The sequence below is a fragment of the Bradyrhizobium sp. 2TAF36 genome (genome assembly GCF_052114925.1).
In the GTDB taxonomy this organism is placed as follows: Bacteria; Pseudomonadota; Alphaproteobacteria; order Rhizobiales; family Xanthobacteraceae; genus Bradyrhizobium; species Bradyrhizobium barranii.
The window spans coordinates 30475-54566 of record NZ_JBFRFR010000056.1; the positions used below are offsets into that span (position 1 = coordinate 30475).

Consider the following 24092-nt stretch of genomic DNA (forward strand, 5'->3'; position numbering starts at 1 on the left):
GAGTTGTGTGGACGTGGCCAGCGCCGGCTCCCCTTTACGTCCAAAAGACAATAGAAAGTGGATCTGCGAAAGTAAAGCGTGAGCCGCTTTGCGACGATATGCTCCGATTGGAAGAAGATTGCACCAATCTCGCGAGTGTGTCGGAAATGTGGCGAAAATTCCGATAAATGGCGCAATTTTCGGTTATATCAATGCGTTAGCAGGCGGCCGTGTCTTACAGCATACACATCACTCCACGCCATTTTTGATCCAACTTGAAGCATTCTGGCTTCTTTTGGAAGTATTGAACCTGATTTGAATACTTCCCGACCGGTCCGAATCGGTATGCTCGACCTCTCAATTGTGGCACGGAGGACGCTGAAATGACGGTATTTAGGTAGCGGATGGAAAATATGCCAGTTGCTTTGGGTCATCGTCGAAACGGCGTTCGTGCCCCCTGCCTCGATCTTTCACCCGTTTGTTGACCGACGCCGATCCGCTTCACCTGCTTGCCGGCACCTGGAACGGCCGCAACTCCAATCCTGTCCGTTTTCAAGGATTCAGTCCCGCCCTTTCGCGCCGCCTTTGACAGAACTCGTTAACCTATAGGCCAACGATTTCGGTTATTTAAAATAACCGATCTTGACTTCCGTTTTATGTGATTTATCACATCAGTGAGAAGCCGCCGGAAGTTTCCGCGGCCACGTAGGAGTGATGAGCATGCCGACCAAACCGAATTTGAGCAGGGTGCACGCCAGGCCCAACCCGGCGCAGTGGGCGCCGGACGAGTTGCTGACGCTACCCGAGGCGGCCCTGCTGATGTGGCCGAACGGCCCTCTGCGCGCGGCCTCGCTGCGGACCGCGGCCCGGGACGGAAGGTTGGCCATCACCGTGGTCGCCGGCAAGCATCTCACGACCAAGGCCGCGCTTAGCGAGCTGAGCGTCTGCTCGCCCCGTTCGGACGAGCCGGCTTCGCTGGATGGCCCGCTCACCGAGAAGAACGTCTTCGCCCACATCGCGGCGGCGGGTCGCCGGACCTCGGGCTAGTCGACATGGCGTTTCGACGTGGGCGCCGGCCGAACTCGGTCGCCGTCTCCGCCATCAGCCGGGGGTGAAGTGCCGACGATCTCTCCGAGTTCGTCCTTCGCGGCGAAGCCCGGCCCTTGCGAGCGCTTGCCGGCAGGGGCGCCACCCTTCCGCGTATCTCATCGATGGAAGATCGAACGAGGCCTTTTTCATCCGACAGCCGTCGGCCCTGGCGGATGGACCGCGTGCTCAGACCTTCAAAGGAGAAATCAATAGGAGCCCGAGCACTGCGCAGCCCCCGTGGTTACGGCGATGCTCGACGCAATGTAACGCTACGTAACGCTACGTAGCGTTACATTGCGTTACGGATCCGAGCGGCATAGCCGCGCCGAAGGGCCCTCATCGCTCCTTCTCGTGCGACGCGGTCGAACGATCGTCGGCCGCCACCGGCGCGCCCATCGCCTGGCGATCGGCATAGCTGATCCAAAGCTTGTCGTCGGGCCCGCGGAATTCGACACGCTCCCGAACGTGATCGAGCCCGACCGCCACGTCGGCGAAATAGTCCGTCTCGGAGTCATGGCCAACGATCACGCAGCGGCCGATGAGCTTCACTTCGCCGTAGAGGCGGACCCACCAGCGGTAGCTCCGGTCGGTCTTGGCAGAAAGCAGGAAGTCATCGCTCGGAAGGCACATATGCCAGTCGTTCACGCCTCCCAGCAAGCGCTCCGCCGCCGACATATTGGCCGCGATGATTTCCTCTTCGACGATGCCCAATTTTGGGTCGATGATGATTGCGCGCACGCTTTCTGGCGCCGGGGGCAGCACCGGCGGAACGGGCTTCTCGATGGAGGTCCAGCGAACCATCGTGACGACGTCGTCGAGAGCGATACGAGCGGAGACACGCCTACCCCATTCACCCGGGCGGCCGACGATCAGGCCGTTACCCACGATGGGCCGCGATCCGCCGACGGTGAAGGCCTCCCCGTGCTCTCGGACCGTCTTGAGCAACACGTCGCCTTTCGGAAGCTTCGCCGTCACGATCGGCTTCTCGCCGAAGAACGCACGCAGCGACCACTTCTCGGGGCTGATCTGGATGGTGGTGATCGACCGCGCCGCCGGATCGATCGAGATGGCTCTGATGCCTCGCAAACTGTCTACTCCTCACTCTGTGACGGCACCTGCCCGGCTCCGGACGAGGGCACATGCCAGCGTGGGCACGGAAGAGAATGCAAGGAAAGGCTCGCGTGCGCGCAATGACCAGAAATGCGGGGAAAACGAAGCGGAGGGAAGCTAACTCTTCAACGATCCCGCGGAGGTTGATAGACTTTTGCCCTTCAATTGATCGATTCCGCTCCGTTGATGACGCTCGGAAGGAGCCTACATGTGGCGAATGGAGCGTGGACCCGACCCAGTGTATGATCCAGGACGGCGGTCGGTCCTCGTCCGGCGCCCGATCCGCTCCGCATGTCGATAACAGTCCTTGCCCGGAGATTTCGTGACCTCCCTCCCCCCTCAGCCGCTCAGTCCGCTGGACGGCCGCTATCGGTCGACCGTGTCATCGCTTGCGGACTATCTCTCCGAGGCCGGCTCAACCGGGCCCGGGTCGAAGTCGAAGTGGAATGGCTTCTCGCCCTCGCGGAACGCTCGATGTTCGGCGCCTCGCCCGTTGTCGCCGCCGACAAGCAGCGGCTGCGGGATCTGTGCGCGGGCTTCGGCCAAGCCGAGATCGATCGGCTCGCCGAACTCGAGGCGATCACGCGGGCACGACGTCAAGGCCGTCGAATACCTCGTCCGCGAGTGGCTCGAGCAACTAGGCCTCGGAGCGATCGGCGAACTGACGCACTTCGCCTGCACCGGCGACGACATCAATTCCGCTGCCTATGCCCTCATCGTAAAGCGCGCAGTGACGGAGGTATGGCTGCCCAAGCTGCACGCCATCATCGGCTCGCTGACGGCGCTGGCGGCGTCGCACCGCTCAACTCCCATGCTCGCCCGTACCCACGGGCAACCCGCGACACCGACAACGATGGGCAAGGAGATCGGGGTGTTCGCGTGGCGGCTGAAGCGCGTCGCAAAGTAGATCGAGGCATCGGAGTACACAGCGAAGTTTTCCGGCGCCACCGGCACATGGTCGGCCCACATGGCCGCTGACCCCACCGTCGATTGGCGGGCTCTCAGCCGCGCGTTCATCGAATCGCTCGGGCTTTCTCAACCCTCTCACCACTCAGATCGAGTCACACGATTGGCAGGTGGAGCTTTACGACCGTGTCAGGCATGTCGGCGGAATTCTGCACAACCTCGCTACTGACATGTGGACCTACATCTCCATGGGCTATTTCGCGCAAATTCCTGTCGACAGCGCGACCGGATCGTCCACGATGCCGCACAAGGTCAACCCCATCCGCTTCGAGAACGCCGAGGCAAACCTAGAGATTTCAGGAGGGCTGTTCAGTACGATCGCACAGACCTTGGTCACCTCACGCCTTCAACGGGACCTCACCGATTCCACGACTCAGCGCAACATAGGGGTCGCGTTCGGGCACTCGCTGCTCGCCTTGGACAACCTGGAGCGCGGCCTTGGCGAGATTCTCCTCGCAGAGGACGTGCTTCGTGTCGACCTCGATGCAAATTGGGAAGTGCTCGCGGAGGCGATTCAGACTGTCGTTCGCGCTGAAATCGTTGCCGGTCGCTCGCGGATCACGATCCCTATTCCTTGCCTCCAGGCCCTCACGCCCGCAACGTACACGGGATTGGCGCCCGACCTCGTCAGCGAGCTTTGACGTGAAAGGGCTTGGGCCGACTGTCGTTTTCACTAAAGAAAGCCTGCGATTACCAGTCTGATGCCCGCGATCGCGGAGCCTCAAAATCCGCGATTCCCCGCAAAACCGCGGGGAATCCAGCCGACGGGGGGCCCCAATCGGCCCTGCCGCCGGCAGCATCTACCCGGCCCTAGGCCCAGGTGCCCCAGGCACCACTGAGTGAAGAATTGTTCGTTTCGGCGAGGTCAATTCGGTGTCGAGTGACGATTTCATAGTCGATCCGCTGCGGGACCTCGAAGTCCACGGGCATGCGAAGACCTTGCGCAGATCTCTGGGCTGGGAGAATTCCGAGCGGGTCGATCCTCTCGATCGAATCGGTCAACGAGATCTGGACCGTTCGCGGGAAAAAGCCGTTTAGGCTGGAAGTCGTGCCCGATGCCGAACTCCCCGACGATTCCGGACTGACCACTTTCGACGGCACATGCATCGTCGTGAAGATTCCAAGGCGGATCCGGCACAAGGCCTTCATGGGTGACGGCTATGCGCGATACACCATTGCCCCGAACTCGGCCACGCCGTTCTTCACATCGATCAGTTGATGCAGGGAGCGACGCTTCCACGGCGTCGCGAGGGGAATGTGACCCCGGCCTGGATCCCAAAGTTCAAGTCTGCCGAGCACCAGGCCATGGTCTTCGGCGGGGCGCTCCTTATCAACGACGCCACCGCGCGCGTCCTCTCCTCGGCAGACGAGGTGTCCGTACAGGCCGGCGTGAGCTTGGCTGCCGCGTGCATCTACTTCGAGCAGGTGCAAGAGGAGCTCGCGAGACCTGCGGTTGCGGCTCGGGTCCAGAAGATCGCCGACGAGGTTTGGGAGATCTTGTCGTCCAATCCCGCTTCTCCGCAGACTTCGTACCTGAGCGAGGTCTGCTCCTGCTGCGGCCAGCAGAAGCTCTTCCCCGTCGGCCACAAGTTCATGTGCCAAGCCTGCGACACGGTTTACGACCGTTTTCAAGACGGCGACGAGGTCCAGTAGCGAAACGGCCACACCCTGGATAAAAAAAGACCCCGCCAGCGACGGCGGGGTCTCTTTCTATGGATGCTCGTTCAGCGCTTCGGCTTCGCGCCGAGCTAGTCCTTCTCAACCCTGGGTGTTGCTTGCTATATCCGGCCCAGTCTGCCGGAGACAACGATGACCAGCCTCGCCATACGAATTCAGGAATTGGACGACGACCACCTCGAGGAATTCATCGACATCTGGGCCACGCAAAAGTCCCATCAATATCTGAGCGTGGAGCGGGTCGGCGGAGCCAACGACAAGGGCCGTGACGTCATCGGGTTTCTGTCGCGCCAGCGGCACGAAGGTCCCTGGGACCTCTACCAATGCAAGCGGAAGACGCTGCACTCCAAGCTCGGCCTTCCGGAGGCACTGCTGGAGCTCGGGAAGGTCTTCTACCATCACTCCCAGGGAGCCTACGCCACGCTCCCGATCAGGATTATCTTCGTCTCGCCGAGGGGCATTGTGGGCCCGTTAATGACCTTGCTCTACAATCCTTCGACCGTGGCCGCTGCGCTCATCGGGAATTGGGACAGCTACTGCAAGAACAAGATCACGAACGTGCCGGTCCCGTTGACGGACAATTTGAAGGACCTGATCGAGGGCTACGACTACTCCAACGTCGAGCATCTCACGGCCCCCCTGATCGTCAAAGATCCGGCCGCGCGCCCGGCCCTGGTCAAGGTTCTCAACCTAATCCCGGAAGAGGCTCCGCCGGGGGTCACGCCAGACTCCATCCAGCCCGAGGAGCTTGCCTACGTGGATCAGCTTCGCCGGGTCTACAGCGAGGCATCCGGAAGCGAGATCCCGACGGCGGACGAGATCCAATTGCATGCCGAGCACGGCCAACATTTCCACGATCAGCGGACCCGTTACTTCGACGCCCAGTTCTTCCTGCGCTTCCATCGAGACAGCACGCCGACGGAAGCGTTGGCCGCTTTCCGGGAAGACGTCTACCATGGGGTCATCGACGTCCATCGCCAGAGCCATCCGAGCAGGCTGGAACGCTTGGACGCCGTGATGCGGCACGCCTCGACCTTGCCGGCCGGTCTTATCGGTCGCGTCGTGCGAGTGCCGGTCAAGCAGGGGATGTGCCATCACTTGGCCAACGAGGGGCGGATGAAATGGATTCCGTAGAAAACTTCGGGAAGCTGTTCAATTCCCCGCTCGAGGCAGGGATAAGGGCCGTCGTGGTGCTGGAGAAGCTGCGTCCGGAAGCCGCCGATCTCGCCGAGATGGTGCTTTTGGACCACATGGTGGTGCACACCGCCGACATCGGCGGTCCGCCGAGCCTGCATCCGGATCTGTCCGACCGCAAAGGCGAGCTTCTCGTCAGGCGCCGCCTCGTCGAACGGAGCCTCGACCTGATGCGCCGCTGCCACCTCGTCGACCAGGAGATCACCGACGAAGGCGTAATGTACAGGGCTTCCGACGAAGCGGCCGGCTACATCGAGCTTTTGGAGACGCACTATTCCCAGAAGCTGAAGGACAGCGCCGACTGGGTCGCACTCCAATTGAGGTCGCTCGGCAAAACGCAGTTCAAGAACTTCGTGCGCGCCCAGATCGGAGACTGGACCGAGGCATTCGGCACAACCGGCGGGACCTCGCTCCAAGGGTGATGACGGTGGGTGTCGCGCGCTTCATCATTCGTCGGCTGACCGTGACGGGCCCCAAGGTCCCGACAGCCGAACTGCTGTTCGCGGACGGCGTCAACATCGTCTGGGGCGCGTCGAACACCGGCAAGTCCTTCATCGTCAAGCTCCTCGACTTCCTGTCGGGGGCGAAGCCGAAGATGCTTCCCAACATCAACGAACGGCAAGGCTACGACAAGGCCTGGCTTCACCTGGTCCTCCCGAAGTCCGGCCAGGTCACTCTTGTGCGCGCGCTCGCCGGCGGCAGCTTCGGGCTGTACGATCATTGGGCGGAGCCCGGCACCGAAGAAAAAGCGACCCGCACGCTTTCGCCGGAGCACAAGGGAAAAGACAGCCTTTCCGCGTTTCTGCTCGCAGAAATCGGCATCGCCGACAAATCCGTTTCCAGAACCCAGCACGGCGCGAAAGCCTCGTTTTCGTTCCGCCATTTCGTCCCCTACCTCTTCACGGAGGAGACGGACATGATGGGAGAGTGGAGCCCGATCCGGATCTCGGACTTCAATAGCGACACGCTGGACAAGAACGTGCTCAAGTTCATCACGACCGGCGTCGACGATTCCGCGGTTCTCGAGACGCCGGGGGTGGACGCCCAGCGATCGATCAACTCCGGCAAAATCCAGATGGTCGACGAAATGCTCGCGACCGCGGAGCAGGAGCTGAACCGCGAGTATCCCGATCCGGCGGACCTAGAATCCCAACTCGCGAAACTCGACAAGGCCAGCGACGAGCTTCATTCGACGCTGGTCGAGCGCCAAAACGAACTGGATCAGCTTCGTCACGATCGACGGTTCGCCGTCGATTCGTTGTCCGAGGCCCAGGAACGGCAAACCGAGCTCGTCCTCGCCCTCGAGCGATTCGCGTTGTTGAAGAACATCTACGACAGCGACGTCGAGCGCCTCTCCTCGCTGGAGGAAGGCGGCGCAGCCTTGATGGCCACGGCTCAACGGCCCTGCCCGCTCTGCGGCGCCGACCCCGAACACCAGCGACATGCGCATGGTCTCGACGAGGTCGAACAGGCGCAACGGGCGATACGCGCCGAAATCGCCAAGATCGAACTGGAGCGATCCGATCTGATGAAGGCCACCTCCTCACTCCGGGTCGAACAGGAAGGCCTCGCCCGCCGCGCCGAGCGGATCGAGCGGGACCTGGAGGCCGTCGACGGGCGGATCGCCGAAGGACGCCCGCGCGAAACGGCAAGCCGATCCAGCTATGAGGAAATCGCTCGCACGCGAGACAACGTCCGGATGGCCTCTCTTTGGCGAGGCGCGTCGAGGCACTCAAACAGCGGAAGAGCGAACTGGACTCGTTCACGGCGACCAAAGTCGCCAAGTCGGAAATCAACGTCGGCATCGGCGGCGTCATCGGACACGAACTCGCCATGGCGGTGCAGTCGGTCCTGCGCGCCTGGCACTTCCCGGGCGATCCCAACGTGTCGTTCGACGACGCCTCGCACGACATCCTCGTCAACGGCAAAGACCGCCGGTCGAACGGAAAGGGCGTCCGCGCGCTCCTCAATGCCGCCTTCAAGATCGCCCTGCTGGATTATTGCAGGCAGAAGCAGTTACCACACCCCGGCGTCCTGGTGCTCGACAGCCCACTGCTCACCTATCGCCAAGGGCAGAAGTCCCGCCACGGAGAGCTTTCCGAGGACGAGAAGGCCATCAAGGCCAGCGGCGTGAAGGAACGCTTCTTCGTCTATCTCAGGGAGAAGAGCGCCGAGGCGCAATTCATCATCATCGAGAACGACCCGCCGCCCGATTCCGCCGCCGGCCACGCGACGATATTCTCGTTCGTAGGCAACGAGGGAGAAGAGGGCCGAAAGGGCTTCTTCTAGTCGCGACCAACAGCGCCCGTTACGGCGCCTTCTTCGCCTTCCTTCGCTTCAGAAACTCCCTCGCTGCCTGTTCCATCACGTCCCAAGCAGTCCGATGCTCGTCGAGGGCGACTTGTTTGATGTCCGCGATGACGTCCTTGTCCATCATCGCGATGAACGTCACCCGGTCGCCGATCGGAGTTCGCTTTCCCTTTTTCGAGTAGTCGCCGCGGGTGCAGTACCTCGATGGCGTCGGCAAGCTCCGCACCCACGTGTTCGACCTCAAGGTCTTCCGCCGCGACGGCAGCATCGTCGCCGTCGACGTCAAGCCCGCCGCCCGGGTCGAGAGCAGCGGCATTCGCGAGACGCACTCGCTGATCGCGAGCCAGATCCCGCCGATGCTCGTCAATCGGCTGCTCGTCTTCACCGAGCGCATGTACACGCCGGCCGACCTCTACAACGCGGAGCTCATGCTCGGCGTCGGCCGCCAGCGCTGCCCCGAGGACGACGAGGCCGAGCGCTTACCTGCCTCGATCAGCGCATCGCGTTCGTTCGCGCAACCCTCGTCCAACAACAACGTTCGCGTGGAAATCCGATGTTTAAGAAGCTCGTCGGCCAGCGCAGATTTCCGACAGCAACCGGCTCCGAGATCGCAATAATGTATCACACGCAATAAACCTCTGATTGAAATGCCTTTCGCAAAATAAGTGCTGCGTGCGGCCGTTTTCCACCGAACCGATCGCCCCGACGAAGTGCTGAGATATCTTCGCGACCGGACGCAGCAAACGGTGCGCTGCGGCACCCCGTGCATCTGAGTTGGTGCATTGCAGAAGGAAGAACCGGCTTGGATGATCGAAAGCGCATTGCGACGCTGGTTCTGCGTCAACCGATCAGGCGACCAAGCGGGCGCGCTCGGTCCTTCCGCGCCGCCGCGCTCTTGCTCTACTTGCGCTTGGAGCGGCCAGGCCAGGGGAGCACGCCATCGAGTTCGCGCAGCCGAAAGGAGTCTTCATCCCACTGCTTCCGTTCGGGGGCGGGCGGCGCCAACTCATCGTCGTCGAACCACAGCAGGGTCAGCGTCTGGTCCCATTGTCCCAGATGAAGGGTGTCTTCGATTAGCACTCCGTCGCGCTGCCAGTCCTCGAACCACTGATCGGGCTCGGCCTCCTCGGGGCTCGACAATCCCTCGCCGGCGCGGACGCGCGCGCTGTAGGAATCCGCCGGCACGGGCATGCCCCGCCTGATCCAGCCCTTCGCCTCGCGCAGACGCGGCGATCGCGCGCTGTAGCTGATCTTGCCCCCTTCCGAGACGAGGAACGCGCACAGTTCGCGCGAGAAGGTCGCGAACCGCGAACCGGTGGACTGTAGCGACGCGTCGAATTCGTCGGCCAGTGCACCGATCGCCGAAAGCCCCATGTCGGCGCTGTCGACCCGGGGCTTGAACAGCTTATAGGGCAGCAGAAGTTCGGCGGCGAAGTCGTCGCATGCGATCTCGCCCGGCGGCCGGCGAGCGTAGCTCCAGCTTGGCGCCGAATGGTCTGGTTCGATGCCCAAGACTACGTGGGCGACTTCATGGCACACGCTGAAGCGCCGACGCCGCGCGGTCTGGGCGCAGTTCACGCAGATGTGGAGCTTGCCGCGGGGTTCACGGAAGGACCACGCGTCCTCTTTCTCTCCCAGCGTGTCTTCGACCACCGTCCCGCCGATCTGCGCCGCGTACGCGTGGACCGAAACCGGCAACGCGAGCGGCCCGCAATGCCTGATGAACTCCCGCGCCTTCGTAGCGATATCGAGTTCATCGAGCATAGTCCGGGCTCCTATTTCATGATTTTCCGGATGCGGGCGAGCATAGTCGCATAGTCGGGCCGCGCGCCGCGGTTGACCGTCGTTGTCAGCATATGGAATTCGTCGAACGCGACCTTCGGATCGTCGCGAACGAAATCGAGGAGCTTGATGTCGATGTTACTGTGGTCGACCAAGAAGCGCAGAATCTCCTCATCGCGTTTGGGCGGCGCAAGCGCCGACAGCAACTTCTCGACCACAACGTCCGAGGGGGCTTCTTTCGCGCCGGTTTCCAGGCGGTAGATGTAGGCGTGATCGACGCTGCTGCGCTCTGCAAGATCGCGCAGGCTCAAGCCGCGGCGATTGCGCAAATCCTTCAACCACGTCCCTAGCGCCGTTTCCGGCATTGGCATTCCTCGTCAGAATTTCGCCGCATTTTGGGTGTTGTCTGTATGGACAACACGCCCTCTGGTCGTAAGCCGGACACGGGCGTTTTTCGGGGCCGAACTGTTGTCTGGCTAGACACCGATTTACATCGACTCGGAAAAATTGCAAGCGCCGAAGGGCGGGAAAGGTAATGGATATGTCTGTCGAAGTCGCCGCGCACCTTGTGCGCATCCACATCAACCGGGAGGCTTTCGAATCGCCGAACCCGACCACCGGCGAGGCGCTCTATGCCTTGGCGGAAATCCCGGCGCATCAGCGTCTCTACCGCGAGGTCGACGACGACAAGGAGGACAAGCCGGTGCCGCGCGACGGCGAGCCCATCCACTTAAGGGAAGACGAGCACTTCTACAGTCAGAAGGTGTTCGACATCTTCGTTAACACGGACGAGCACCAGGTCGAGAAGAAACACATCTCCTACGCGCAGGTGGTCGAACTCTATCTCGGCGGCGGCGGCAGTCCGTCGACCGAATACCTGGTGAAGTATTCCCACGGCCCGGCGGAAAACACGAGCGGCACTTTGGCTCCTGGACAGAAGGTGGTGGTGAAAGATGGCATGCGCTTTAGGGTTGCCGGAACTGGCGAATCGTAACCCCTTCGTCAGGGACCTGGAAGAACTCGGTTACCACCTCGACTTCGTCGGTGGCTACTTCGTCATCTACCGTCTGCCCTACCTCGACGAGGAGGGGAGGCTGAAGTACGGCGACCTCGCCAGCACCCTCGACCTCAATGGAGCGGCGATCGATCCGCCGACCAACAACCACCAGGTATGGTGGCGGGGCACCCGGCCGTTCGACCAGCAGAAGCGGCAGATCAGGCTCGGCGGCGGCGTCCATCAAGTGACGGTCGCCGCGGATCTGATCACCGATCAGTCGTTCTCGTTCAAACTGCAGGAGAACGGCACGAACCGAGACTACCGTTCGTTCGAGGAGAAGGTGCAGACCTATCTCGACGCGATCACGGCGCCGGCGATGGCGGCGTATCCGGAGGCGACGCCGTTTGGCGGCATCGCGGTGAAGGCCGCGGCCCAGGGTAGTCCACTGCGCATTCCCGACATGATGTCCTCGAGGTATCACATGAACGACATCTCCTCCCTGCTGCGCGGGAAGCGCGTCGCCATCGTCGGGCTGGGTGGGACCGGCTCCTACATCCTCGATTTCGTCGCGCGAACGCATCTCGATCGCATCGCGCTCTTCGACGACGACAAGGTGCACGTCCACACGATCTTCCGGATTCCGGGATTCATCGTTGATGCCATCGGCAGCCTCAAGGTGGACGCGCTGGCGCGGCAGTACGGCAACTGGCACTCGGGCCTCGAGCCGGTGCCCGAGCGCATCACCTCGGCGAACATCGACCGCCTGGCCGGGTTCGATTTCGTGTTCGTGTCCGTCGACGACGGCCCGGCACGCAAGCTGATCGTCGATTGGCTGAGCGCACGGGAAATTCCCTACGTCGACTGCGGGATGGGGCTGGACCGGTCTCTGGTAGGTCTGAGCGGGTTCGTCCGCATCACCGGCACCGATCGCAAGGCATACGACGACAACGTTGGGAGCGCGCGGCTCCCCGTCGAGAACGCCAAGGAGAACGAGTATCGCAAGCAGGCGCAGATCACGGAGTTGAACGCGATGAACGCTATCATGGCCATGATCAGGTTCAAGCAGCATTTCAAGCTGCTCGATCGTCTCGACGAGGCGACATCATACATCTTCGATACTGCGACGATGGAGATGGAATAGAACGTATGGTCAGTTTCTCATACCGGGCCGTTGAACGCCTGCCCAAACAACTCGAACAAGGCGTCCTCTATCACTCTGCAGAATTCGAGGTCGCGGCGCTTTCCTGCGCCTGCGGCTGCGGACATCGCGTCATGCTCCTGGTGCCCGACAGTCATCAGGTGTCGCAGCAGAACGGTTTCGCGACCGTGCGGCCATCGATCTCGGTCTGCGACGCGCCCTGCAAGTCCCACTACATCATCACGTCCGGCAAGGTGCAGTGGCTCGCCGCGTTCTCGGACGCCATGGCCTCCGCGACGATGCGCGGGCAGATCGCTCGGCATGTCGACCGCGAAGCCAAGCTGCAGACTTGGACGGATTGGATCCGCATGATCGCAGCAAGGGCGTTCGGACGGCTCAAGCAGATGTTGCGAATGTGATACGGTGAGGCACGCGATCCCGGGCCGCGTGTCCCCTGCTCGAGAAGACTGTAAGTTCTCCGTCAGTGATGCAGATTATTGCTGACGGCGCAGACCGCCCGTAGCAGTGTTTTTTAGGGGGATCACGTTGCTCCACCGCTGAATACCGGCGGCTCAGGAAGACCCTGATTTTGAAGGACTTTTTCGCTACTGAAATTCGGTGGCGGAGAGAGTGGGACTCTCTTCCCCAGAGCGCCGGATGCGCGAAAACCGCCGAAAAACAAGGATTCCCGGAAAGCCCGGCCGCGATTTGTGACCACCGCTGTGTACCACCTCGTCGGCTGGTTCGGCCGTCAAAGCCGGACGATTTCGAGGCGTCCTGCGGGAGTTGTGGCGGACCTGACGGCGGAAGCGCGTTGAGGTCGATGGCCCTCAACAACCAGCGAACCTTGTCAATCTCACCTATCGAAAGGAGACCTCACGGCACGCCCGGCGGAGCAGCGACGGGGAGCCAACAGCGGAAATTACCCCCAACCGTCAAAGGAAAAAGTAAAGGATATTACGCGCGCGTCGCTTAAGCGCCCGTTGGCTTCAAATTCCAAGTCCACGATCCAGTGGTCATAGCCCATGACAGTTTGGGTCTCCAACTGGCAGTCCATCCATTCCTTGCTCGTCCGATTATCCCTCGCCGCGCTGGATGAGATGCCGCTGCCTACTGCGCCGACTTCTCCGAACTGATGCGCCACACCGCGTTGCCGGTATCATCGGCGACCACCAGTGCGCCAGTGCGATCGAGTGCTACGCCCACAGGCCGGCCTCGCACCGTTCCGTGGTCGTCGCCGAGAAATCCGGTAACGACAGGGACGGGCTTGCCTTCAGGTCGGCCGTTCACCATCGGCACAAAAATCACCTGATAGCCGTTGACCGGGCTGCGGTCCCAACTGCCGTGCTCACCGACGAACACACCGTTGCTGAATTGAGGTGAGAGCTTCTCGCCTTGACTGAATGCAAGGCCAAGCGCTGCCACATGCGAACTCAATCCGTAGTCGGGTTTGACCGCTTTGGCCACCAAGTCGGGGCGCTGCGGATGAACTCTGACATCGACGTGCGCGCCCCAGTAACTGTAAGGCCAGCCATAGAAGGCGCCCTCCTGCACCATGGTGAGGTAATCCGGGACCAGGTCGGGACCAATCTCGTCCCGCTCGTTCACGACGGCGAACAACCGGCCAGTCTCGGGATCTATTGCGAGATTGGTCGGGTTACGCGTGCCGGAGGCATAAATGCGCTTGGCACCCGTCAGGCGGTCGACCTCGTAGATCGCCGCTCGGCCTTCTTCGACGTCGAGGCCGTTTTCGGTAATATTGCTGTTGGATCCGACCCCGACATAGAGCTTGGATCCATCCGCGCTGGCGACCATCGATTTGGTCCAGTGGTGGTCTATAGGTCCCGCCGGAAGGTCAGCAAGCTTGATACCCGGCTCCTTGATCTGAGTCTGCCCCAGCGAGTATTTGAACGCCATGATCGCGTCCGTGTTGGCGACGTAGAGGGTGCCGTCCACGTAAGTCACGCCGTAAGGCGAGTGAAGGTGGTCGACTAATATCGTTTGCTCTTCCGGCTTCCCGTCGCCGTCGGCATCGCGAAGAAGGGTGATGCGATTGCCGCCCTTGCCGGCGGTTCCGGCTCTCGCCTTCACTTTTCCTTGGATAAAGTCCTTGGGCCGGAAAGGTGTGGTGCCGGGACTGTTACCTTCGACGACCAGGATATCACCGTTCGGCAGAGGGTAGACGATGCGGGGATGCAGCAGCCCTGTTGCCATCGCGTGAATTTTCAATCCACCGGAGACCGTCGGCGTCTCCCCCGGTTTCCAGCCCACCTCCTTGGGAACGCTCATGGGCGGCAACAGATAGTTCTGAGGCTCAGGGAGATAGGGATCAGCCCCGTATTGCCGCATGGGATCGCCGCCTTGATCGCATCCGGTCAATGCGACCAGAGCGCAGAGGGCGAACAGGATTCGCAGCGTTTCATGAGTCACAGGCTCTCTCCGGTCGCGATGGTACGAACCGTGGTCACCTTCCATCCATTGACTGCGGCCATAAGGAGCAGAATCGTCACGATCACGGAGAGCGAGATCCCCTGCGGCACGACCGAGGTCCAGGCGTCGCGGCTATGGACGAAAACGTTCAGAAGAGAGAGAAGGGCGGCCGCCGCGACGAGTAAGAAGGAGATCCAGTTGATGCGCCCTGCACGGTGCGTCAATAAATCGATGAATAGGGCGATCGTAGCGATGAGAGCCAGAACCAGACCGGCGGCAATCAGCCACGCTGCCGCGTTAGCCCACTGCCAATTCGAAGTGTCCCAGTACATGATGTCGGTAGCCAGCGCGGCGATCAGCAGCGTTGCCCCTGCGCCGATGAAGCCGGGGTGCAGCAGAGACCTCGGACGAGCTTCGGGCGCCGATGTTGCCATGTACTCTCCGAAAGGGGTTGACGGCTCGCGCCGAGCGACGGGCGGCCGGTTGTCGAAATAAAAGGTCGCCACGCGGCCGAAGACCGCGTGGCGTACCCCGTTCAGCGCAGAAGCATGATCAAGATGATGAGCGGGATCGGAATTCCAACGAGCCAAAGCAGAATGGGCATGGTTCTATCTCCTCAGGTTCTTGCCACTGATGATTGACCGGCTGCGGAGCGCTTTTTTCCCCAAGTCCCGTCCCGAAGTCCGCCGCCTTCCATGGCGGCGAGGGTCGCGGAAAATGCACCGATGAACAACGACAGGGTCAGCCAGATGGCCGTTTGCATCGCGGCCTTGCGAGCGGCATCGAGGTCGGCCTTGGCTTGGATCACGACGTCGTTCACGCGTTTCTCGGCATCGGCTTGGCTCAGGCCGGTGCGAGCGGCCACGACCTTGGCGATGTAGGCCTTGTCGTTCGCGTTCACATCGCTTCCGGTACGGAAGTCGGTGGTCAGCAGACGCACCATCTCTRGACGCGRATCRGATTRCCCTTGGGCCTGTGCGRACGGATCGTTGRGACGCARCAGCGTGTCGACGTAACCCGCCATCGGCCCAGAGTTCGCCGCGCTTGCCGCGCCTTGGGCGGCGCCGCCGAGAGCGTTGCCGAGAAGCGTGCTGGCGGGCGAGGCCAGCAGCACTGCTCCGATCACGGACGCGACCGCCCAGGCCAGGAAGCCGTGGGCCGTATCCCTGAATAGGACCTCGGTCGTGTGCACCCCGACCCACTTCGTCCGGAGACGCCCGGCGAGATAGCCGCCGATCGAGGACGACAACATCGCCATCACGATGAAATAGAGACCGGTGCCGATCTTGAACGTCGTCGCCGACACGCCGGAATTGCCCCACGGCGACACGACCGCGAAGCCCATGCCCGTGCCGAAGGACAGCAGCACTAGGGTTATGGCGAGCGACGCCGCAGCACCCGCCAATACGGCCGCCCAGGACACGCCGGCGACCGACGGTTCGGCAACATCCTCCGCCGCAGTTCGTGCGAATCCTTCAGCCATAACGCTTCCTTCCTTCAGCCGTTGATGCCCATTAAATGCGCACCTTGGCGGCAAGTTCCTCGGATGAAACTTGGGACCCCGAGCTGACAACGGCCGTTCGGAGATGGGTCTGATGCGGACTGCGGTCATATCCTGGGCGACGAGTTTGCCTTGGCGGATGCCGGCGTCGACCTGCGGCGCAACGTTGGTGAGCCCGTAGTCGTGACCAACCTCGACATGAATGTCGGGATACTTGGGCAGGAGCTTTCTCAGGGCCGGCAACAAATCTCGGCGGAGGGCGTACTCGGTCGCGGTCAACGGATGGTTCGGCGGCTTCTCCCGCACCATGCTCAGTTCGGCGAGATCGACACCATTTTGGTGAACTCGGCTCCAGGCTTGAGAACGGGCGCTCGCCGGCGTGGTCGGCGTGATGCTGCGGGTCGTGCGGTTCAACAATCGAATTCCCAGGCGCTCCTCCAGACACCGCACTATCTGGCTCAACGCAGATTGCGTCGCAGCGCGGTCGAACCCCAGCCCGACATGAGAATTAACGTCGGAACATGCCCCAGATCGGGGGAAATCCAGGAGACGACATGCCAAAACCGGTCAAACTGGAAGTATCGAGGCGGCGCCTTCTGGCTGCCGGCACTGCGACGGCTATGGTCGGCGTCGTCCCCGGCTCACGGGCGCAATCACCACCCTCGTCTCAAATGCCCTCGCAGCGTCCGACCGGCGTATCATTCGAGGTGAACGGAAAGCCGCGCAGCCTTCAAGTCGACAACCGCACGACGCTTCTCGATGCCCTGCGCGAAAATCTCAGGCTTACCGGCACGAAGAAGGGATGCGACCACGGTCAGTGCGGCGCCTGTACGGTGATTGTGAACGGAGTGCGTATCAATTCGTGTCTCACCCTCGCCGTCATGCATGAAGGAGACAGGATCACCACGATCGAGGGATTGGGCGAGCCCGAGCGGCTTCATCCCATGCAGACGGCTTTCGTCAAACATGACGGTTATCAGTGCGGCTACTGCACGCCCGGCCAGATCTGCTCGGCGGTGGCGGTGCTCGATGAGATCAAGGCAGGAATCCCGAGCCATGTCAGCCCCGACCTGACCGCTCCTCCTGAACTGACGAACGCCGAACTGCGCGAACGCATGAGCGGGAACATCTGCCGCTGCGGCGCCTACTCCAATATCGCCGAAGCGATCGCAGAGGTCGCCGGGAGCAGCACATGAAGGAATTCACCTACGAACGCGTCACCTCGCCCCAGGAAGCGGCAGCCAAGGCGCGGGAGACGCCAGGCGCGAAATTCATCGCCGGGGGCACCAACCTCCTCGATCTGATGAAGCTCGAGATCGAAACTCCGCGACATCTCATCGACGTCAACGGTCTGGGCCTCGATAAGATCGAGAATACCGAGGATGGCGGACTTCGTATCGGCGCGTTGGTCAGAAACACCACGCTTGCCGCCGACATGCGCGTCCGGAAGGATTACGGCGTGCTCAGCCGCGCTCTCCTCGCCGGCGCATCCGGCCAGCTCCGCAACAAGGCCACGACGGCCGGAAATCTTCTCCAGCGCACGCGCTGCCCTTACTTCTACGACATCAATCAGCCCTGCAACAAACGAAGCCCCGGCTCCGGCTGCGCAGCGATCGAGGGCGTGAGCCGACAATTGGGCGTGATCGGTACCAGCGAATCGTGCATTGCGACCAACCCTTCGGATATGGCCGTCGCCATGCGCGCGCTCGACGCTGAGGTAGAGACCGTCGACGACAGGGGTCGAACTCGCAAGATCCCGATCGCCGAATTCCACCGCCTGCCGGGGGATACGCCGCACATTGAAACGACGTTGACCGCCGGCGAACTAATCACGGCCGTGACGCTGCCGCGGCCGGTCGGCGGCACCCATGTTTACAGAAAGGTCAGAGATCGAGCGTCCTACGCGTTCGCGCTGGTGTCCGTCGCGGCCGTCGTGCAGCGGGACGGGTCCGGACGGGTGGCCATCGGCGGCGTCGCCCCCAAGCCGTGGCGGGTCGAAGAGGCCGAACCCGATCTGTCGAAGGGTGCCAAGCCCTTCTCCGCGCGGTTGCTCGCCGACGCGAAGCCGACAACCGGCAACGCGTTCAAGATACCCCTGGTCGAGCGGACGGTTGCCGCCGCTCTGAACGATGCGAGGCAGCGATGAGATTCGACAAACCCGCCGAAGCCAACCCCATCGACCGCATGCAGGTGGTGGGGCGAGCGCAGCCTCGCATCGACGGCCCCCTGAAAACGACGGGAAGGGCACCGTATGCCTATGAGCACCACGATGTTATGGCCAATCTGGCCTACGGGGCCGTCCTCGGGTCCGCGATCGGCAAGGGGCGCATCGCCAGCATGTCTCTCGCGGAGGCGGAGCGCGCGCCCGGCGTTCTGGCGGTCGTGACCGCCGAGAACGCCGGCAAGCTCGGCAAGGGAAAGTTCAACACTGCCAAACTGCTCGGCGGCCCTGACATCGATCACTATCACCAGGCAATCGCGGTGGTCGTAGCGGAGACCTTCGAGCAGGCGACGGCCGCGGCCGCGCTCATACGGGTCGAATACGCGCCCGTCGATGGCAGGTTCGATCTCGAGGAGGCGCTGAAAACTGCACAGCTTGCAAAGGACCCCAACAGTCCCGAAAAGGATGCGCCTCCCGAAAGTCGGACCGGGGACTTCGAACAGGCCTTCGCTCAGGCACCTGTGCAGCTCGACGAACTCTACACGACCCCCGACCAGAGCCACTCGATGATGGAGCCTCATGCGTCGATCGCGGCCTGGGATGGCGACAAGCTGACGGTGTGGACGTCCAACCAGATGATAGACTGGGGAAGGACGGATCTCGCAACCACGCTGGGCATCCCAAAGGACAACGTGCGATTGGTGTCGCCGTATATCGGCGGGGGCTTTGGCGGCAAGCTGTTCCTGCGCTCTGACGCGGTGATGGCTGCGCTGGGGGCGAAGGCGGCGGGCCGGCCCGTCAAAGTCGCGTTACCCCGGCCGTTCATTCCGAACAATACAACCCACCGCCCTGCCACGCGGCAGCGCATCCGGATCGGGGCGGGCGCGGATGGACGCATCATTGCCATCGCGCACGAAAGCGGGTCCGGCGATCTCCCCGACGGTCAGCCAGAGACGGCGATCAATCAAACCAGACTGCTGTACGCCGGCCCTAATCGTCTCACTTCTATGCGGCTCGCCGTTATGGATTTGCCGGAAGGGAACGCGATGCGCGCCCCCGGCGAGGCGCCTGGCATGATGGCGCTCGAGATCGCGATGGACGAACTGGCCGAGAGGTTGGGCCTCGATCCGGTCGAGCTGCGCGTGCGCAACGACACCCAGGTGGACCCCGAGAAGCCTGACCGTCCTTTCTCCCAGCGCAACCTGGTGCGGTGTTTGCGGGAGGGTGCCGAACGTTTCGGTTGGACGCGCCGGAGCGCGACCCCGGGCGCCGTGCGGGACGGACACTGGCTCGTCGGCATGGGCACCGCGGCCGCCTTCCGAAACAATCTACTGGTGCCTTCGGGTGCGCGCGTCAGGCTGGGGAGAGATGGGCTCGTCATCGTTGAAACCGACATGACCGACATCGGCACCGGCAGCTATACGGTCATCGCACAGACCGCCGCTGAGATGATGGGTGTCGACATCGGAAAGATCGTGGTGCGCCTGGGCGATTCCACCTTCCCCATCTCGTCCGGATCCGGAGGGCAGTTTGGAGCGAACTGCTCGACATCGGGCGTCTACGCGGCCTGCGTAAAGCTTCGGGAAGCCGTTGCGCAGCGGCTCGGCTTCAACTCTGCGGAGGCGACGTTCTCGGACGGCCAGGTGATGAGTGGAAACCGCTCGGCGAAGCTCGCCGACGCCGTCGGCGAAGGTGAACTCGTCGCCGAGGACAAGATCGAATGGGGCGGCCTGGACACGAGCTACCAACAATCCACGTTCGGAGCCCACTTTGTCGAGGCTGCAGTCGACGGCTTCACCGGTGAGGTCCGGATCCGCCGCATGCTGGCCGTTTGCGCGGCCGGCCGCATCCTTAATCCCACGACCGCGCGGAGTCAGGTAATCGGAGCCATGACCATGGGCGTGGGCGCCGCTCTGATGGAGGAGCTCGCGGTCGACAAGCGACGCGGCTTCTTCGTCAATCACGACCTCGCCGGCTATGAGGTACCCGTCCATGCCGACATTCCGCATCAGGAAGTGATCTTCCTGGAAGAGGCCGACGACAAGGTCTCGCCGATGAAGGCGAAGGGCGTGGCCGAGCTTGGCATATGCGGGGTCGCGGCGGCCGTCGCCAATGCCGTCTACAATGCGACGGGCGTCCGCGTGCGCAATTATCCCATCACTTTGGACAAACACCTCGACAGGTTGCCGGCGGTCTCTTGACTGGGGCGCTGACGGCCAGCCGTCTTCGTCGAGGCGACCATCAGCAGCGCACGTGTTGTCCAACAGGCGCTGGACGACGTCCCGCCAGATCGCGTCCTGACCATATAGACGGACGCCTGCAGAAGATGCGTGATTTACGGTTGGTGTTCATGCGATGGATCGACGTCTGCCGGCCACCGCGCCGCTGCCGCGGATGAAGGTCTCCTTCAGGAGTTTGCGGTCAACGGCATCGTGAACGTGAATCTCGTCTCCTCGGGATTCGACGTCGCAACAAGTTCGCCGCCGTGCGCCTCGGCCATCTAGGACGCGATAAAGAGGCGAGCCCCAATCTTCGTCTGCTTGCACGGGCCTTTCCGCGGAAGACCGGCTCGAACAGCTTGTCCATGGCGTCCGGCGGGATCGCTTCGTGGCTAGGCGGCAGCCTTCAGAGAATCGAGACGCTTGCGAAGAAATGCCATCACCATAATCTCGTCGGAAGTGAGCTTGGCGTACTGGCGCTTGAATTTCTGCGCGACCTTGGCTTCGATCATCTTGACGAGGTCGCCGGACATGTAGGCGTTAAGGACTTCCGGATGCACGTAGCACTTTCGGCAGATGGCCGGTGTGTTGCCGAGCTGCTTGGAGACCCTCTCGATCGCGGCGACGACGTTACGCTTCGCCTCGGCCTGGCTGTCGTACTTCTTGAGTTCGGCCAGGGCTAACGCCGCGAGAACCGTCCCCGCCCAGGTCCGGAAATCCTTAGCGCTGAAGTCCTCGCCCGTGATGTCCTTGATGTAGGCGTTTACGTCGCCGGAATAGACCGTGCGGGGTTGTCCGTCGTCGTCCAAGTACTTGAATAGCTCGTGTCCCGGGATCTCTGCGCAGCGCTTGACGATTGCGGCTATCCGCTTATCCTCGACTCGCAGCTTCCATTGCTTGCCCGATTTGCCAGTGAAGTCGAACCGAAGGACGCCGCGGTCCACGGCGACGTGCTTTCGCCGCATGGTTGTGAGCCCGTAGGATTTGTTCTTCTCGGCATACTCGGCGTTGCCGACCCGGATCAACGTCTTCTCCAGAAGACTGACGATCGTGGCCAGCACCTTCTCGCGAGGCAGTCCGTCCCGCTTCATGTCGGCGGCGATCCGCTCCCGCAGCGTGGGCAGCGCGGCGGCGAACTGGATGATGTGTTCGTACTTGTTCTGGTCGCGCAGCTCGCGCCATTTTGGGTGGTAGCGGTACTGCTTACGACCTCGCGCATCGATCCCGGTCGCCTGGATGTGGCCATTGGCCGAAGGGCAGATCCACACGGATTCGTAGGCCGGCGGGATGCCGATCGACTTGATGCGCCGGATGACAGTGGCATCGGTGATGCGCTTTCCATCCTTGTCGTAGTAGCTGAAGGTCGTACCGGTCCGCTTGCGCGTGTAGCCAGGCGCGGAGTCGCTGACGTACCGGAGCCCTTCTTGCGCGATGGTGGCCGCCACTTCGGCGGTGTGATCCAGAACCTGTTCTTCGTTGCCGGTCTCTCGGAGCATGAGCCTGTCCCTCGGAAGCACCCTGGGATCGAGGCTCCACTCCTCGTAAAGGGAGGAAGACACCGGTTGGTTCCGTTCTGAGATTGGTGGATGCAATCCATACAAGGGTGAGGTCGGGCGGGTTCCTTTTCGACAACGCTGGGAGTCGCTGGGCGGCGCAGCTTAGCTTCAGACAATCGCCACAAAGTTCACCGACACGCTCCCCGCACAGTCAATCTCCGCGAAGGCTTCCATGTCCCGGTTTCCACTCGATGTGCTGCGTCAACGCTATGTCGTCGAGAAAAGACCGCTCGAGACTAGCGTCGAGCAGATCTTGCGAGCTGACACCCGCGCGGGCGCCCGTGCCATCCTGGCTTCAATCGATAAACGCCGCTTTGAGAATAGGTCCGAAGGGCAGCGCCTCCGCAAGATGCTCCGCTTCGAGACCTGTCTCTGGGAAAGCGGCCATCATGCGGTGGCAGGCGTGGACGAGGCCGGAATGAGCCCTCTCGCCGGGCCGGTCTCCGCCGGCGCCGTGATCCTGAAGCCCGGCACGCGGATAATCGGAATCGACGACTCCAAGAAACTCGACGCCGCGACTCGCGAGGAACTCGCGATGGAGATCAAGGCAAAGGCTGAGAGTTGGTGTGTCGCCCTCGTGGAGGTTGAGGAGATCGACACGATCAACATCTATTGGGCAGGCATCCAGGCCATGCAGCGCGCGGTCAGGGGGCTGGGCTTGACGCCGCAGCACTTGCTGATCGACGCGAAACGGTTGAAGGGAATCAGCATCCCCCAGCAAGCGATCATCAAGGGCGATGCCAAGTCCGCCAGCATCGCTGCCGCGTCGATCCTGGCGAAAGTCGCGCGTGACACGGTCATGCGGACTCTCGACATTCGTCACCCCGGCTACGGCTTCGCGGATCATAAGGGCTACCCCGTGCCGGCCCACTACGAAGCTCTTGCAAGGCTCGGTGCATGCGCAGCTCACCGTCGGTCGTTCGGACCCGTGCGCGAGGCTCTCGGGTTGCCGCCCCTGCCGCCGTGGCCTTCGGCAGCCGAGCGCGAAGCCGGCTGACGGGGTCGGACGTCTCCTCTTTCTCGGCGGCACTATTTTCGCGACCAACTCTTTTCGCGAACGACCTCTTTAGCCTTCTTGTCGGACCGCAGGCCGAGATAGACCGGCTGGCGCAATTCTCCCTTGCTGGTCCACTCGGCGAACTTCACTTCCGCAACCAAAGAAGGCCGGACCCAAGTCGTGACTTGCTCATCCTTCACCAGGACGGAAAACGGCGACTTGCCTATCTTGAGCCTCATGAGCTTGCCATGAAGGTCTTCGAGAACGTGGTGGCTGAAGCCCGTGCCGACACGGCCGATGTACCGCCATGCATCCCCCTCCCGTACCGCCAGGACGAGGGCGCCGAAGAAGGGCCGGGTTCGTTTCGGAGCCGTGAAGCCGGCTATCACGACCTCCTGCCGCTGCGCCGTCTTCACCTTCAGCCAATCGGCGGTCCGGCGTCCGGATGCATATGGGCTGTCGGCGCGCTTGGCCATGATGCCTTCGAGATGCCTTCGCTCGGCTTCTGCGAAGAACTTCGTCCCCTCGCGTTTGCGGTGGTTGCTGAACGCGATCAGCTTGTGGCGCGGCAGGATGGCGTTTAGCCGCTTCTTGCGATCGAGGAGCGGCAGCGCACGCAGGTCCTCGCCGTCCGCGAACATGAGGTCGAACGCGCAGTACAAGAGTTTGGCCTCATGGCGTAGGGCGTTCTGAAGCAACTGGAAATGGGAGACGCCATCCTTGCCGATGGCGACAAGCTCGCCGTCGATCACGGCGTCCATCTTCACGCCTTCAAGAGCTTTCGCGACCTCCACGTAGGAGTGGCTGATGATCTTCCCGTTGCGGCTGTAGAGCGCGACCTGACCACGCCGGATTTCMGCGACCATACGAAAACCATCGAATTTGTCCTCGAAAACCCAATCGGGATCGTCGAACGGCGCATCCGTCAGCGTGGCCAGCATGGGTTGCAGGCGATAAGGCAGGGTCGATTTTCGGGCCATGACAGG

The 24092-nt window shown here is 62.2% G+C and carries 26 protein-coding genes; 17 read left to right on the forward strand and 9 right to left on the reverse strand.

Annotated features, from left to right (window positions below):
- Positions 1-699 precede the first annotated feature (699 nt).
- The gene (locus AB4Z51_RS29145) at positions 700-1026 is read left to right on the forward strand and encodes a hypothetical protein (RefSeq protein WP_441498523.1); all 327 of its coding nucleotides are present in this window, start codon (positions 700-702) and stop codon (positions 1024-1026) included.
- Positions 1027-1404: 378 nt separating this feature from the next.
- On the opposite strand, the gene AB4Z51_RS29150 is transcribed toward AB4Z51_RS29145, so the two are convergent.
- Positions 1405-2154 carry a hypothetical protein gene (locus AB4Z51_RS29150; RefSeq protein ID WP_441498524.1) on the reverse strand — a complete coding sequence of 250 codons (750 nt, stop codon included), beginning with the start codon at positions 2152-2154 and terminating at the stop codon, positions 1405-1407.
- 346 nt (positions 2155-2500) lie between these two features.
- On the opposite strand from AB4Z51_RS29150, the gene AB4Z51_RS29155 reads away from it, so the two are divergent.
- The 8 genes from AB4Z51_RS29155 (at position 2501) to AB4Z51_RS29190 (ending at position 8304) form a co-directional block, all read left to right on the forward strand.
- On the forward strand, positions 2501-3085 hold the full coding sequence (locus AB4Z51_RS29155; protein ID WP_441498525.1) for a lyase family protein: 585 nt from the start codon (positions 2501-2503) through the stop codon (positions 3083-3085).
- An 82-nt stretch (positions 3086-3167) separates the two neighbouring features.
- The gene (locus AB4Z51_RS29160) at positions 3168-3785 is read left to right on the forward strand and encodes a lyase family protein (RefSeq protein ID WP_441498558.1); all 618 of its coding nucleotides are present in this window, start codon (positions 3168-3170) and stop codon (positions 3783-3785) included.
- A gap of 287 nt (positions 3786-4072) precedes the next feature.
- A complete protein-coding gene (locus AB4Z51_RS29165; protein WP_441498526.1) occupies positions 4073-4363 on the forward strand; it encodes a hypothetical protein in 291 nt (96 codons plus the stop codon).
- A gap of 38 nt (positions 4364-4401) precedes the next feature.
- On the forward strand, positions 4402-4797 hold the full coding sequence (locus AB4Z51_RS29170; RefSeq protein ID WP_441498527.1) for a hypothetical protein: 396 nt from the start codon (positions 4402-4404) through the stop codon (positions 4795-4797).
- A 156-nt stretch (positions 4798-4953) separates the two neighbouring features.
- On the forward strand, positions 4954-5955 hold the full coding sequence (locus AB4Z51_RS29175; RefSeq protein WP_441498528.1) for an ABC-three component system protein: 1002 nt from the start codon (positions 4954-4956) through the stop codon (positions 5953-5955).
- Positions 5943-6437: an ABC-three component system middle component 2 gene (locus AB4Z51_RS29180; protein ID WP_441498529.1), complete on the forward strand. Its 495-nt coding sequence runs from the start codon at positions 5943-5945 to the stop codon at positions 6435-6437. The genes AB4Z51_RS29175 and AB4Z51_RS29180 overlap by 13 nt, the downstream gene beginning before the upstream one ends.
- The gene (locus tag AB4Z51_RS29185; RefSeq protein WP_441498530.1) at positions 6437-8149 is read left to right on the forward strand and encodes a hypothetical protein; all 1713 of its coding nucleotides are present in this window, start codon (positions 6437-6439) and stop codon (positions 8147-8149) included. The genes AB4Z51_RS29180 and AB4Z51_RS29185 overlap by 1 nt, the downstream gene beginning before the upstream one ends.
- Positions 8146-8304 carry a hypothetical protein gene (locus AB4Z51_RS29190; protein ID WP_441498531.1) on the forward strand — a complete coding sequence of 53 codons (159 nt, stop codon included), beginning with the start codon at positions 8146-8148 and terminating at the stop codon, positions 8302-8304. Before AB4Z51_RS29185 ends, AB4Z51_RS29190 begins: the two co-directional genes overlap by 4 nt.
- 19 nt (positions 8305-8323) lie before the next feature.
- Here AB4Z51_RS29190 and AB4Z51_RS29195 read toward each other — a convergent pair whose 3' ends face one another.
- The gene (locus AB4Z51_RS29195) at positions 8324-8467 is read right to left on the reverse strand and encodes a hypothetical protein (protein ID WP_441498532.1); all 144 of its coding nucleotides are present in this window, start codon (positions 8465-8467) and stop codon (positions 8324-8326) included.
- A 49-nt stretch (positions 8468-8516) separates the two neighbouring features.
- Between AB4Z51_RS29195 and AB4Z51_RS29200 the strand changes: the two genes are divergently transcribed.
- A complete protein-coding gene (locus tag AB4Z51_RS29200) occupies positions 8517-8942 on the forward strand; it encodes a hypothetical protein (protein ID WP_441498533.1) in 426 nt (141 codons plus the stop codon).
- A gap of 283 nt (positions 8943-9225) precedes the next feature.
- Here the strand turns inward: AB4Z51_RS29200 and AB4Z51_RS29205 are convergent, their stop codons facing one another.
- Together AB4Z51_RS29205 and AB4Z51_RS29210 are read right to left on the reverse strand one after the other, a co-directional pair.
- The gene (locus tag AB4Z51_RS29205; protein ID WP_441498534.1) at positions 9226-10089 is read right to left on the reverse strand and encodes an ImmA/IrrE family metallo-endopeptidase; all 864 of its coding nucleotides are present in this window, start codon (positions 10087-10089) and stop codon (positions 9226-9228) included.
- An 11-nt stretch (positions 10090-10100) separates the two neighbouring features.
- Complete coding sequence (locus tag AB4Z51_RS29210) at positions 10101-10472, reverse strand: helix-turn-helix domain-containing protein (RefSeq protein WP_060913252.1); 372 nt, start codon at positions 10470-10472, stop codon at positions 10101-10103.
- A 170-nt stretch (positions 10473-10642) separates the two neighbouring features.
- On the opposite strand from AB4Z51_RS29210, the gene AB4Z51_RS29215 reads away from it, so the two are divergent.
- Genes AB4Z51_RS29215 through AB4Z51_RS29225 form a run of 3 tightly spaced genes read left to right on the forward strand, consistent with a single transcriptional unit; the run spans position 10643 to position 12661 of the window.
- Entirely contained in the window at positions 10643-11101 is a 459-nt protein-coding gene (locus AB4Z51_RS29215) for a multiubiquitin domain-containing protein (protein ID WP_441498535.1), read from the forward strand.
- Positions 11061-12245, forward strand: a complete 1185-nt coding sequence (locus AB4Z51_RS29220) for a ThiF family adenylyltransferase (protein WP_441498536.1) — start codon at positions 11061-11063, stop codon at positions 12243-12245. Before AB4Z51_RS29215 ends, AB4Z51_RS29220 begins: the two co-directional genes overlap by 41 nt.
- Positions 12246-12250: 5 nt before the next feature.
- Positions 12251-12661, forward strand: a complete 411-nt coding sequence (locus AB4Z51_RS29225; RefSeq protein ID WP_441498537.1) for a DUF6527 family protein — start codon at positions 12251-12253, stop codon at positions 12659-12661.
- Between the two features lie 691 nt (positions 12662-13352).
- Here the strand turns inward: AB4Z51_RS29225 and AB4Z51_RS29230 are convergent.
- The 3 genes from AB4Z51_RS29230 to AB4Z51_RS29240 form a co-directional block, all read right to left on the reverse strand.
- Positions 13353-14672 (reverse strand): PQQ-dependent sugar dehydrogenase, encoded by a 1320-nt coding sequence (locus AB4Z51_RS29230; protein ID WP_441498538.1) that lies wholly within the window; start codon positions 14670-14672, stop codon positions 13353-13355.
- Positions 14669-15106, reverse strand: a complete 438-nt coding sequence (locus tag AB4Z51_RS29235) for a DUF2231 domain-containing protein (RefSeq protein WP_441498539.1) — start codon at positions 15104-15106, stop codon at positions 14669-14671. Before AB4Z51_RS29235 ends, AB4Z51_RS29230 begins: the two co-directional genes overlap by 4 nt.
- A 182-nt stretch (positions 15107-15288) precedes the next feature.
- On the reverse strand, positions 15289-16587 hold the full coding sequence (locus AB4Z51_RS29240; protein ID WP_441498562.1) for a hypothetical protein: 1299 nt from the start codon (positions 16585-16587) through the stop codon (positions 15289-15291).
- 140 nt (positions 16588-16727) lie between these two features.
- Between AB4Z51_RS29240 and paoA the strand changes: the two genes are divergently transcribed.
- The 3 genes from paoA to paoC are packed head-to-tail and all read left to right on the forward strand — an operon-like array spanning position 16728 to position 20535.
- Positions 16728-17369 carry an aldehyde dehydrogenase iron-sulfur subunit PaoA gene (gene paoA, locus AB4Z51_RS29245; RefSeq protein ID WP_441498540.1) on the forward strand — a complete coding sequence of 214 codons (642 nt, stop codon included), beginning with the start codon at positions 16728-16730 and terminating at the stop codon, positions 17367-17369.
- The gene (locus tag AB4Z51_RS29250) at positions 17366-18319 is read left to right on the forward strand and encodes an FAD binding domain-containing protein (RefSeq protein WP_441498541.1); all 954 of its coding nucleotides are present in this window, start codon (positions 17366-17368) and stop codon (positions 18317-18319) included. Before paoA ends, AB4Z51_RS29250 begins: the two co-directional genes overlap by 4 nt.
- Positions 18316-20535, forward strand: a complete 2220-nt coding sequence (paoC, locus tag AB4Z51_RS29255; RefSeq protein ID WP_441498542.1) for an aldehyde oxidoreductase molybdenum-binding subunit PaoC — start codon at positions 18316-18318, stop codon at positions 20533-20535. The genes AB4Z51_RS29250 and paoC overlap by 4 nt, the downstream gene beginning before the upstream one ends.
- 410 nt (positions 20536-20945) lie before the next feature.
- On the opposite strand, the gene AB4Z51_RS29260 is transcribed toward paoC, so the two are convergent.
- Positions 20946-22049: a DNA topoisomerase IB gene (locus AB4Z51_RS29260; protein ID WP_441498543.1), complete on the reverse strand. Its 1104-nt coding sequence runs from the start codon at positions 22047-22049 to the stop codon at positions 20946-20948.
- 232 nt (positions 22050-22281) lie between these two features.
- Here AB4Z51_RS29260 and AB4Z51_RS29265 point away from each other — a divergent pair, with 232 nt between their 5' ends.
- The gene (locus AB4Z51_RS29265) at positions 22282-23106 is read left to right on the forward strand and encodes a ribonuclease HII (protein WP_441498544.1); all 825 of its coding nucleotides are present in this window, start codon (positions 22282-22284) and stop codon (positions 23104-23106) included.
- Positions 23107-23138: 32 nt separating this feature from the next.
- On the opposite strand, the gene ligD is transcribed toward AB4Z51_RS29265, so the two are convergent.
- A complete protein-coding gene (gene ligD / locus AB4Z51_RS29270) occupies positions 23139-24086 on the reverse strand; it encodes a non-homologous end-joining DNA ligase (RefSeq protein WP_441498545.1) in 948 nt (315 codons plus the stop codon).
- Between the last annotated feature and the right edge of the window lie 6 nt (positions 24087-24092).